The 10,108-nt window shown below is 43.4% G+C and carries 13 protein-coding genes, 4 tRNA genes and 1 pseudogene; 17 read left to right on the top strand and 1 reads right to left on the bottom strand.

From position 1 onward, the window contains the following. A pseudogene (locus BA1DRAFT_RS17910) lies at positions 1-186 on the top strand (UDP-N-acetylmuramate dehydrogenase); the annotation flags it as partial. Then, positions 183-1,142: a bifunctional biotin--[acetyl-CoA-carboxylase] ligase/biotin operon repressor BirA gene (gene birA, locus BA1DRAFT_RS17905; RefSeq protein ID WP_036781908.1), complete on the top strand. Its 960-nt coding sequence runs from the start codon at positions 183-185 to the stop codon at positions 1,140-1,142. The pseudogene BA1DRAFT_RS17910 and the gene birA, both read left to right, overlap by 4 nt. Positions 1,143-1,185: 43 nt before the next feature. On the opposite strand, the gene coaA is transcribed toward birA, so the two are convergent. Next, positions 1,186-2,136 carry a type I pantothenate kinase gene (gene coaA / locus BA1DRAFT_RS17900; RefSeq protein ID WP_036781906.1) on the bottom strand — a complete coding sequence of 317 codons (951 nt, stop codon included), beginning with the start codon at positions 2,134-2,136 and terminating at the stop codon, positions 1,186-1,188. Positions 2,137-2,566: 430 nt separating this feature from the next. Here coaA and BA1DRAFT_RS17895 point away from each other — a divergent pair. The 15 genes from BA1DRAFT_RS17895 (at position 2,567) to rpsC (ending at position 10,107) form a co-directional block, all read left to right on the top strand. After that, positions 2,567-2,642, top strand: a tRNA-Thr gene (locus tag BA1DRAFT_RS17895). Positions 2,643-2,659: 17 nt separating this feature from the next. After that, positions 2,660-2,744 (top strand) — tRNA-Tyr (locus BA1DRAFT_RS17890). Positions 2,745-2,843: 99 nt separating this feature from the next. Continuing rightward, positions 2,844-2,918, top strand: a tRNA-Gly gene (locus BA1DRAFT_RS17885). Between the two features lie 6 nt (positions 2,919-2,924). Continuing rightward, a tRNA-Thr gene (locus BA1DRAFT_RS17880) sits at positions 2,925-3,000 on the top strand. Positions 3,001-3,111: 111 nt separating this feature from the next. Next, positions 3,112-4,296, top strand: a complete 1,185-nt coding sequence (gene tuf / locus BA1DRAFT_RS17875; protein ID WP_036779953.1) for an elongation factor Tu — start codon at positions 3,112-3,114, stop codon at positions 4,294-4,296. 670 nt (positions 4,297-4,966) lie between these two features. After that, positions 4,967-5,161, top strand: coding sequence for a bacterioferritin-associated ferredoxin (gene bfd / locus BA1DRAFT_RS17870; RefSeq protein ID WP_036781904.1), 195 nt, complete (start codon positions 4,967-4,969; stop codon positions 5,159-5,161). Positions 5,162-5,237: 76 nt separating this feature from the next. Continuing rightward, the gene (bfr, locus tag BA1DRAFT_RS17865) at positions 5,238-5,714 is read left to right on the top strand and encodes a bacterioferritin (protein ID WP_036781902.1); all 477 of its coding nucleotides are present in this window, start codon (positions 5,238-5,240) and stop codon (positions 5,712-5,714) included. 295 nt (positions 5,715-6,009) lie between these two features. After that, on the top strand, positions 6,010-6,321 hold the full coding sequence (gene rpsJ, locus BA1DRAFT_RS17860) for a 30S ribosomal protein S10 (protein ID WP_001181005.1): 312 nt from the start codon (positions 6,010-6,012) through the stop codon (positions 6,319-6,321). A 32-nt stretch (positions 6,322-6,353) separates the two neighbouring features. Next, on the top strand, positions 6,354-6,983 hold the full coding sequence (gene rplC / locus BA1DRAFT_RS17855; protein WP_036781900.1) for a 50S ribosomal protein L3: 630 nt from the start codon (positions 6,354-6,356) through the stop codon (positions 6,981-6,983). 16 nt (positions 6,984-6,999) lie between these two features. Next, a complete protein-coding gene (gene rplD / locus BA1DRAFT_RS17850) occupies positions 7,000-7,605 on the top strand; it encodes a 50S ribosomal protein L4 (protein WP_036781898.1) in 606 nt (201 codons plus the stop codon). Next, complete coding sequence (rplW, locus tag BA1DRAFT_RS17845; protein ID WP_036781897.1) at positions 7,602-7,904, top strand: 50S ribosomal protein L23; 303 nt, start codon at positions 7,602-7,604, stop codon at positions 7,902-7,904. The genes rplD and rplW overlap by 4 nt, the downstream gene beginning before the upstream one ends. A 19-nt stretch (positions 7,905-7,923) precedes the next feature. Next, positions 7,924-8,748: a 50S ribosomal protein L2 gene (gene rplB / locus BA1DRAFT_RS17840; RefSeq protein ID WP_036781895.1), complete on the top strand. Its 825-nt coding sequence runs from the start codon at positions 7,924-7,926 to the stop codon at positions 8,746-8,748. A 14-nt stretch (positions 8,749-8,762) separates the two neighbouring features. Beyond that, entirely contained in the window at positions 8,763-9,041 is a 279-nt protein-coding gene (gene rpsS / locus BA1DRAFT_RS17835; protein WP_011148791.1) for a 30S ribosomal protein S19, read from the top strand. Positions 9,042-9,055: 14 nt separating this feature from the next. Next, positions 9,056-9,388, top strand: coding sequence for a 50S ribosomal protein L22 (gene rplV / locus BA1DRAFT_RS17830; protein WP_011148790.1), 333 nt, complete (start codon positions 9,056-9,058; stop codon positions 9,386-9,388). 17 nt (positions 9,389-9,405) lie between these two features. After that, positions 9,406-10,107, top strand: coding sequence for a 30S ribosomal protein S3 (gene rpsC, locus BA1DRAFT_RS17825; RefSeq protein ID WP_015836279.1), 702 nt, complete (start codon positions 9,406-9,408; stop codon positions 10,105-10,107). The last annotated feature ends 1 nt before the right edge of the window (position 10,108 follow it).

The raw sequence follows: 10,108 nt of genomic DNA, 5'->3' as shown, positions 1-10,108 counted from the left end.
GCATCTGTGCATCTTAGACAAGCTTTGGTATTGATAAATCAGGAAAATGCTACAGGCGAGGATATAGTTTCATTGGCTGCCTACATTCGCCAGCAAGTGATAAGTAAGTTTGGTGTATTACTTGAACCGGAGGTTCGTTTTATTGGTACTAAAGGCGAAATTGATGCTGTGGAATGTATTTCATGAAAGATATAACCGTGCCATTACAGTTGATTAAGATTTTGTCTGACGGTGACGTTCATTCCGGCCAACAGTTGGGAAAAGATTTAGGGATGAGTAGAGCTGGAATTAATAAACATATACAGACAATCCGTGAATGGGGAATTGAACTAGAAACAACACCAGGCAAGGGTTATAGCCTTATGGCACCTATGCAGTTACTTGATGAATCTACTATTTTTCAATACTTGCCTCAGGATCGTATAACTGTTTTGCCAGTTATTGACTCGACTAATCAGTACTTGCTTGAACGTTTATCTGATTTGAAATCAGGGGATGCTTGTGTTGCAGAGTACCAGTATGCTGGCAGAGGAAGGCGTGGAAGGAAATGGGTTTCGCCCTTTGGTAAAAATCTTTATTTATCTATGTACTGGCGCCTTGAACAAGGACCTGCTGCTGCAATCGGATTGAGTCTGGTTGTTGGCATTGTTATTGCTGAAGTATTACATCGACTTGGCGCTGATAGAATTAGGGTAAAATGGCCAAATGATTTGTATCTTGATGATAAGAAATTAGCAGGAATCTTAGTTGAACTAATAGGAAAGACTGGTGATGCTGCTCAGGTTGTGATAGGTGCGGGTATAAATATTTCGATGGATCATAAGGACGAAGAATCTATTAATCAGCAATGGATTAATTTGTTGCAATCAGGAATTGAAATTGATCGTAATAAATTGGCTGTAGAAATAATACTTGATCTAAGGAAAGCTCTAATTCAGTTTGAAAATGAAGGTTTGTCTTCATTTGTTTCTAGGTGGTTTGAGTTAGATAATTTTATGGATAGATCGGTAAAATTAATTATTGGTAGGCAGGAAGTGTATGGTATAGCTAGGGGTATTAATCAGCAAGGCGCTTTGTTACTTGATCAGAATGGTGTTATAACCCCATATATCGGCGGGGAAATTTCTTTAAGAGGCTGTTAGAAATGACCGGAAGAGAAATGTCTTCCGGGTTTGGAAACTATTTTTACTTACGTAGCCTTACGCTTTCAATAGTGTGGTTAGTACCTTTTGTCATGATTAGGCTTGCGCGTTCTCGAGTTGGTAAAATATTTTGTCGCAAATTTAGTCCATTGATCTCTTGCCAGATATCAGATGCAGTATTTATGGCTTCTTCTTCTGATAGCTTGGAATAGCTGTGGAAATAAGAGTCTGGATCGGAAAAAGCACCTTGGCGGAATTTTAAAAAACGACTGATATACCAACTCTTGAGTAATTTTTCTGGTGCATCGACGTAGATAGAAAAGTCGACAAAATCAGAGACAAATACATGGTGTGGATCATGAGGATAATCCATACCGCTTTGTAATACATTCAAACCCTCTAGAATCAAAATGTCTGGTTGTTTAATAAGTTTTTGCTCGTTTGGTACGATATCATAGGTAAGATGAGAGTAAACTGGTGCGGATACTTGTTTAGACCCCGATTTAATATCAGCTACAAATTTCACTAAGCTATGCATATCATATGATTGAGGAAATCCTTTCTTTTTCATCAGCCCACGTTCATTCAGTACACTGTTAGAATGTAGAAAACCATCTGTAGTAATTAATTCTACACTTCGGTGTTCAGGCCAACGACTCAGAAGGGCTTGCAATAGACGTGCAGTGGTACTTTTACCAACGGCAACACTGCCAGCAATTCCTATGACATAAGGGACTTTTTGTCCATCGGTACCTAGAAATTGTTCGAGCACTGCTTGACGACGTAAATTGGAACTAATATAAAAATTGAGCAAGCGAGATAAAGGAAGATAAATCTCAACAACTTCTTCTAAAGAAATTTCTTCATTGATTCCTTTTAGATCAATTAATTCTTCTTTTGTTAATGTCAGTGGAACTGAATCACGTAAGGTTGCCCATTGTTCACGATTGAATTGCAAATATGGAGTAGCCAAAAAAGGTTCTTTTTTATTCATAAACCAAAATCTGCCTGTTTGTGCAGGTTGGACAAGTTGCAATAAACAACCTGTACCCGACAAAAAATAAATCGCATGATATCGACTGATGAGCGGCAGGCGTAGGTTTTTTTATATTTTTAGCAGTTTTTTTTGTAAGAAATGCAGAATCGTAAAAAATTGAGTTGCTTTACTTAATGTTAGCTTTAGCTGTTTGTTTATCATGATGGACATTTGAATGACACAAAATGAAGTGACTAATCATGTTTTATTGGGTACAGAAATCAGTTCCTTAATAATTACAGGTAGTTTTGGTTTATTATTTGAGCTAAATATTTTGAAAAAAACAGCTTATTGAATAAAAATGAGCGTTTTGTGACCGAATGGTCAAGGAAAGCGATTTTTTTGTTGCATAGTGCGTTCACACTGCCTAGAATGCGCAGCACTTGATGCCGGCATAGCTCAGTTGGTAGAGCAACTGACTTGTAATCAGTAGGTCCCGAGTTCGATTCTTGGTGCCGGCACCATTAAAAATTTGGAATAAGGTGGGGTTCCCGAGCGGCCAAAGGGAGCAGACTGTAAATCTGCCGTCACAGACTTCGAAGGTTCGAATCCTTCCCCCACCACCAAAAATCAGATTTAGTCTTGATATTCTTTTGGTTTTCGTTAGAAGCAAAGTATATTGAGATCAACGTACAGCTGATTAAATTCAGGTAGCCGAGTTCAATGCGGGCATCGTATAATGGCTATTACCTCAGCCTTCCAAGCTGATGATGCGGGTTCGATTCCCGCTGCCCGCTCCAAGATGTGCTGATATAGCTCAGTTGGTAGAGCACACCCTTGGTAAGGGTGAGGTCGGCAGTTCGAATCTGCCTATCAGCACCACTTCCTTAATGTCCTTGTCTCCCGATTTTATTCCTGTAAACGATATTCAACGAGCAACTGCTTGGTTGATGTGGTGGAACCACCGATTCCGTGTCTTAGAGGGACAATCTAATGTCTAAAGAAAAGTTTGAACGTACAAAACCGCACGTTAACGTTGGTACTATCGGCCACGTTGACCACGGTAAAACTACCCTGACTGCTGCTATCACTACTGTACTGGCTAAAACCTACGGTGGTAACGCTCGTGCATTCGACCAAATCGATAACGCGCCAGAAGAAAAAGCGCGTGGTATCACCATCTCTACTTCTCACGTAGAATACGACACCCCAAGCCGTCACTATGCGCACGTTGACTGCCCAGGCCACGCCGACTATGTGAAAAACATGATCACCGGCGCGGCTCAGATGGACGGCGCAATCCTGGTGGTTGCTGCGACTGACGGCCCAATGCCGCAGACTCGTGAGCACATCCTGTTAGGTCGTCAGGTAGGCGTTCCTTATATCATCGTATTCCTGAACAAATGTGACATGGTAGATGACGAAGAGCTGCTGGAACTGGTTGAGATGGAAGTGCGTGAGCTGCTGTCTCAGTACGATTTCCCAGGCGACGATACCCCGGTTATCCGTGGTTCCGCGCTGAAAGCGCTGGAAGGCGATGCAGAGTGGGAAGCGAAGATCATTGAACTGGCCGATGCCCTAGACAGCTACATCCCAGAACCAGAGCGTGCAATCGACCAGCCATTCCTGCTGCCAATCGAAGACGTATTCTCGATTTCAGGCCGTGGTACCGTGGTAACCGGTCGTGTAGAGCGCGGTATTGTTAAAGTGGGTGAAGAAGTTGAAATCGTTGGTATCAAAGACACAACGAAAACCACGTGTACTGGTGTAGAAATGTTCCGCAAACTGCTGGACGAAGGCCGTGCGGGTGAGAACGTGGGCGTTCTGCTGCGTGGTACCAAACGTGACGAAATCGAACGTGGTCAGGTACTGGCAAAACCGGGTTCAATCAAGCCGCACACCACTTTCGAATCAGAAGTTTATATTCTGAGCAAAGACGAAGGCGGCCGTCATACGCCATTCTTCAAAGGCTACCGTCCACAGTTCTACTTCCGTACAACTGATGTAACCGGGACAATCGAGCTGCCAGAAGGCGTGGAAATGGTGATGCCAGGCGATAACATTCAGATGAAAGTGACTCTGATTGCGCCAATCGCAATGGACCAGGGTCTGCGCTTCGCTATCCGTGAAGGCGGCCGTACTGTAGGTGCTGGTGTTGTTGCTAAAATTATTGCTTAATAGCTAAGAATTAAGTACCTAACTTTAGGACAGGTTTGTATTCTGACTTGTTTTAGGACAGACACTTGGTTGTGCTACGCTAGGTGTCTGTTAGTTAGTGTTTTAATGGATATCACCTTTCCTTAAATTCCCTGTATGAACCATCCCATTCGGTTATCTCTTAGTGTCTTAAGTTTTTGATTTCGGCTGCTTGTTCCTACCGGTGTTATCGTTATCTGGCTGTTCTGCTAGGGTATTCTTAGAGTATATATTCATCATTCATCTGTAGAATACGTTAGCGGTAACCAACCCCCCACCTCGTGATTTTCCCGAATAAGCATTTGTCTTCAAACTTAGATGAGTCATCTTTTCTTTTATATACAGGTAGTAATATTTGACTCATGTTTGTTCTGCATCTGTTGGTATGCCCTAACGAAAGGAGGGGATACCAACGAAGAGGGTTGCTGATGTAGGAGATAGTTTTAGGATGGAATAAGTTTAAGAAAGCTCCCGATAGGGATAAAAGTATTAATAATCAAAATATTACATAAATGAGAGAACTACTTCCATTTAACGAAGCTAAAGGATATTCGGAAGAACCTGAATCAGTAAATTAAAATGCGAATGATTATTGAAATGAGACTCATTATTATTTAATATGCGCTATAATGTGTACCAGAGAGTGTTATTTATGTATGTCTGCCTATGTAATGCGGTGAGTGACAAAACAATACGTAACGCGGTGCGTCAACATCATATTCACTCTATTAAAGAACTAAAACGTATTGTGCCTGTAGGCCGTGATTGTGGCAAATGCATACGCCAAGCCCGAGAGCTAATTAATGAGGAAATTGCACAGCTGCCTAAGATAGATAACGTTGCTTGATAAAAAAGAGATAAGTTTACTACTACTCTGCGGAATAGGTACTACACTTTAAGTACTGGAAGCGGAGGAGTAAACTATGAAAGGTGATAAAAAAATGATTGCTCATTTGAATAAACTTCTTGGAAATGAGCTTGTTGCAATTAATCAATATTTTCTACATGCCCGGATGTTCAAAAACTGGGGCCTTACCCGCCTGAATGATAAGGAATATCATGAATCTATCGATGAAATGAAGCATGCTGATAGGTACATCGAACGTATCCTTTTTCTTGAAGGAATTCCTAATTTGCAGGATCTAGGAAAACTTAACATCGGAGAAGATATCGAAGAAATGCTCAAATCTGACTTACAGCTCGAATTGCAGGGAGCTAGAGATTTGAAAGAAGCAATTACTTATGCTGATTCGATTCATGACTATGTTAGCCGTGATTTGATGATCGATGTCCTAGATGAAGAAGAAGAACACATTGATTGGTTGGAAACTCAATTTGAATTAATTGAACGTATGGGGATTCAAAATTATACTCAAGCACAGATCCTTGAAGGAGAATAGGTACGAAAAAATGCCCTATCTGTTAGGTTAGGGCATCTTGTTTACGCTCCTTTGATTCTATTCTGGACAAATCTTCATCTGTATCTTGCTTTGTTAATTGATTTGCGTATAATATGCGGTCTTACTTACGTGTAAGTCTGGTTTGATAACCAGTAAATGTGCAGTATTGTTTTTCTGCCATTTAAAATACCCCCGATAGGGGGGTTATATATTGAACGATTACACTCTCCCGTCAATCGAAATGGGTACGAGGAGTAATTATTTACGTTTATAAAATAGTTGGAGCTCTGGTCTCATGCAGAACCAAAGAATCCGTATTCGCCTGAAAGCATTTGATCATCGTTTGATCGATCAATCAACTGCGGAAATTGTCGAGACCGCTAAGCGTACTGGTGCGCAGGTTCGTGGTCCGATCCCGCTGCCGACTCGTAAAGAGCGTTTTACCGTTCTGATTTCTCCGCATGTTAATAAAGATGCGCGTGATCAGTACGAAATTCGTACTCATAAGCGTCTGGTTGACATCGTTGAGCCAACCGAGAAAACCGTTGATGCTCTGATGCGTCTGGATCTGGCTGCCGGTGTAGACGTGCAGATCAGCCTGGGTTAATCAGGTCATTGAACGATTGAGAGGTTGAAACAATGATTGGTTTAGTCGGTAAAAAAGTGGGTATGACTCGTATCTTCACTGAAGATGGCGTTTCTATCCCTGTAACTGTTATCGAAATTGAAGATAACCGAGTGACTCAGATTAAAGATCTGGATAGTGATGGTTATCGTGCAATTCAGGTTACTACTGGTAGCAAAAAAGCTAACCGTATAAACAAACCTGAAGCAGGTCATTTCGCTAAAGCTGGCGTTGAAGCTGGCCGTATCCTGCGTGAATTCCGTCTGTCTGAAGGCGAAGAATATGCTGTAGGTCAAAGTATTAGCGTTGAAATTTTCGCTGACGTTAAGAAAGTCGACGTTACTGGTACATCTAAAGGTAAAGGTTTTGCTGGTACTGTTAAGCGCTGGAACTTCCGTACCCAAGATGCTAGCCACGGTAACTCTTTGTCTCATCGTGTTCCGGGTTCTATTGGTCAGAACCAAACTCCGGGCAAGGTATTTAAAGGCAAGAAAATGGCAGGCCAACTGGGTAATGAACGTGTAACTGTTCAAAGCTTGGATGTAGTACGTGTTGACGCTGAGCGCAACCTGCTGCTGGTCAAAGGTGCTGTTCCAGGTGCGACTGGCGGCAACCTGATCGTAAAACCGGCTGTCAAGGCGTAACGTCGAGGAGATAGGAATGGAATTGGTAATGAAAGACGCGCAAGGCGCGCTGACTGTTTCCGAAACTACCTTCGGGCGTGATTTCAATGAAGCGCTTGTGCATCAAGTAGTTGTTGCTTACGCAGCTGGTGCACGTCAAGGTACTCGTGCTCAGAAAACCCGTGCTGAAGTTTCTGGTTCAGGTAAGAAGCCATGGCGTCAGAAAGGCACTGGCCGTGCACGTTCTGGTTCTATTAAGAGCCCAATTTGGCGCTCTGGTGGTGTAACTTTTGCAGCTAAGCCACAGGACCACAGTCAAAAAGTTAATAAGAAAATGTACCGTGGTGCTTTAAAAAGCATCCTGTCTGAACTGGTACGTCAAGATCGTTTGATCGTTGTCGAGAAGTTTTCTGTAGAAGCTCCTAAAACCAAGCTTCTGGTTCAGAAACTGAAAGAGATGGCTCTGGAAGATGTGCTGATTATCACTCATGAAGTTGATGAGAATTTGTTCTTAGCAGCTCGCAACCTGTATAAGGTTGATGTTCGTGATGTAGCTGGTATTGATCCAGTTAGCTTGATCGCCTTCGATAAAGTGGTTATGACTGCTGATGCTGTGAAGCAAGTTGAGGAGATGCTGGCATGATCCGTGAAGAACGTCTGCTGAAAGTACTGCGCGCGCCGCACGTATCTGAAAAAGCTTCTACAGCGATGGAAAAGAGCAACACCATCGTTCTCAAAGTTGCGAAAGACGCGACTAAAGCAGAAATCAAAGCTGCTGTGCAGAGACTGTTTGAAGTCGAAGTTGAAGGTGTTAACACTTTGCTGGTTAAAGGCAAAACTAAACGTCACGGTCAGCGTATTGGTCGTCGTAGCGACTGGAAAAAAGCTTATGTCACACTGAAGGAAGGCCAGAATATGGACTTCATCGGTGGTGCAGAGTAAGTCGGAGGAGTAAAGAACAATGGCAATTGTTAAATGTAAACCTACGTCTCCGGGCCGTCGCCACGTTGTTAAAGTGGTTAACCCTGAGCTGCATAAGGGTAAACCTTATGCTCCATTGCTGGAAAAAAGCAGCAAAACCGGTGGTCGTAACAACAATGGCCGTATTACCACTCGTCACATTGGTGGTGGCCACAAGCAGCACTATCGTTTGATTGACTTTAAACGTAATAAAGATGGTATCCCTGCTGTAGTTGAGCGTTTGGAATATGATCCAAACCGTTCAGCGAATATCGCCCTGGTTCTGTATAAAGATGGTGAACGTCGTTATATCCTTGCGCCTAAGGGTCTGAAAGCTGGTGATCAGATCCAATCTGGTGCTGACGCAGCTATCAAAACTGGTAACGCATTGCCAATGCGCAATATCCCTGTTGGTTCTACCGTACATAACGTAGAAATGAAGCCGGGTAAAGGTGGTCAGTTGGCTCGTTCCGCTGGTGCATACGTTCAGATCGTTGCCCGTGATGGTTCTTATGTAACTTTGCGTCTGCGTTCTGGTGAAATGCGTAAAGTTCTGTCTGATTGCCGCGCCACTTTAGGTGAAGTTGGTAATGCAGAACATATGCTACGTGTTCTGGGTAAAGCTGGTGCAAGTCGCTGGCGCGGCATTCGTCCTACCGTTCGTGGTACGGCGATGAACCCGGTAGATCACCCACATGGTGGTGGTGAAGGTCGTAACTTTGGTAAACATCCTGTAACTCCTTGGGGTGTTCAAACTAAAGGTAAGAAGACCCGTAGTAATAAACGTACTGATCAGTTCATCGTACGTCGCCGTACTAAAAAATAATTAGAGGATAAACCATGCCACGTTCTCTCAAGAAAGGTCCATTTATCGACCTGCACTTGCTGAAGAAGGTAGAGAAAGCGGTGGAAAGCGGAGACAAAAAGCCTATTAAGACTTGGTCCCGTCGTTCAACGATCTTTCCTAACATGATCGGTTTGACCATCGCTGTCCATAATGGTCGTCAGCATGTACCAGTTTTTGTTTCCGACGAAATGGTTGGTCATAAACTAGGTGAATTCGCGCCGACCCGTACTTATCGCGGCCATGCGGCCGATAAAAAGGCTAAAAAGCGCTAAGGTAGGAGGAAGAGATGGAAACTATCGCTAAACATCGCCACGCTCGTTCTTCTGCTCAGAAGGTTCGCCTTGTAGCTGACCTGATTCGCGGTAAGAAAGTGTCGCAAGCTCTGGAAACTCTGACCTATACCAATAAGAAAGCTGCTGGTTTAGTGAAGAAAGTACTTGAGTCTGCTATTGCTAATGCAGAACACAACGATGGTGCTGACATTGATGATCTGAAGGTCACGAAGATTTTCGTAGACGAAGGCCCGACCATGAAGCGTATTATGCCTCGTGCAAAAGGTCGTGCAGATCGCATCCTGAAGCGCAGCAGCCACATTACTGTGGTTGTGTCCGATCGCTGAGACTCTGGAGACTAGCAATGGGTCAGAAAGTACATCCTAATGGTATTCGCCTGGGTATTGTCAAACCTTGGAACTCTACCTGGTATGCGAATACTAAAGAATTCGCTGACAACCTAGACAGCGATTTTAAAGTCCGCCAGTACTTGAATAAAGAACTGGCAAAAGCGTCTATTTCACGCATTGTTATTGAACGTCCTGCTAAAAGTATTCGTGTAACTATTCACACTGCTCGCCCAGGTATTGTAATCGGTAAGAAAGGTGAAGACGTAGAAAAACTGCGTAAAACTGTAGCGGAAATCGCTGGTGTTCCTGCGCAAATTAATATCTCTGAAGTGCGTAAGCCTGAACTGGACGCGAAACTGGTTGCTGACAGTATTACTTCACAGCTAGAACGTCGTGTTATGTTCCGTCGCGCTATGAAGCGCGCAGTCCAGAATGCGATGCGTTTGGGCGCTAAAGGCATTAAAGTGGAAGTCAGTGGCCGTTTAGGCGGTGCTGAAATCGCGCGTACTGAATGGTATCGTGAAGGTCGTGTACCGTTGCACACACTGCGTGCAGATATCGACTATAACACTTCAGAAGCGCACACCACTTATGGTGTACTCGGCGTTAAGGTATGGATCTTCAAAGGTGAGATCTTGGGTGGTATGGCTGCTGTTGAACAGGCGGAAAAACCGGCTGCACAACCGAAAAAGCAGCAGCGTAAAGGCCGCAAGTAAG

The organism is Photorhabdus aegyptia, from assembly GCF_000612035.1.
Taxonomy (GTDB): Bacteria; Pseudomonadota; Gammaproteobacteria; order Enterobacterales; family Enterobacteriaceae; genus Photorhabdus; species Photorhabdus akhurstii.
The sequence above is the reverse complement of the archived record's forward strand: the minus strand, read 5'-3'. Positions and strand labels throughout refer to the sequence as shown.

Bases quoted from the DNA above. Each gene is read 5' to 3' on its own strand.
- birA (WP_036781908.1), top strand. From the start codon at position 183: ATGAAAGATATAACCGTGCCATTACAGTTGATTAAGATTTTGTCTGAC.
- coaA (WP_036781906.1), bottom strand. From the start codon at position 2,136: ATGAATAAAAAAGAACCTTTTTTGGCTACTCCATATTTGCAATTCAAT.
- tuf (WP_036779953.1), top strand. From the start codon at position 3,112: ATGTCTAAAGAAAAGTTTGAACGTACAAAACCGCACGTTAACGTTGGT.
- bfd (WP_036781904.1), top strand. From the start codon at position 4,967: ATGTATGTCTGCCTATGTAATGCGGTGAGTGACAAAACAATACGTAAC.
- bfr (WP_036781902.1), top strand. From the start codon at position 5,238: ATGAAAGGTGATAAAAAAATGATTGCTCATTTGAATAAACTTCTTGGA.
- rpsJ (WP_001181005.1), top strand. From the start codon at position 6,010: ATGCAGAACCAAAGAATCCGTATTCGCCTGAAAGCATTTGATCATCGT.
- rplC (WP_036781900.1), top strand. From the start codon at position 6,354: ATGATTGGTTTAGTCGGTAAAAAAGTGGGTATGACTCGTATCTTCACT.
- rplD (WP_036781898.1), top strand. From the start codon at position 7,000: ATGGAATTGGTAATGAAAGACGCGCAAGGCGCGCTGACTGTTTCCGAA.
- rplW (WP_036781897.1), top strand. From the start codon at position 7,602: ATGATCCGTGAAGAACGTCTGCTGAAAGTACTGCGCGCGCCGCACGTA.
- rplB (WP_036781895.1), top strand. From the start codon at position 7,924: ATGGCAATTGTTAAATGTAAACCTACGTCTCCGGGCCGTCGCCACGTT.
- rpsS (WP_011148791.1), top strand. From the start codon at position 8,763: ATGCCACGTTCTCTCAAGAAAGGTCCATTTATCGACCTGCACTTGCTG.
- rplV (WP_011148790.1), top strand. From the start codon at position 9,056: ATGGAAACTATCGCTAAACATCGCCACGCTCGTTCTTCTGCTCAGAAG.
- rpsC (WP_015836279.1), top strand. From the start codon at position 9,406: ATGGGTCAGAAAGTACATCCTAATGGTATTCGCCTGGGTATTGTCAAA.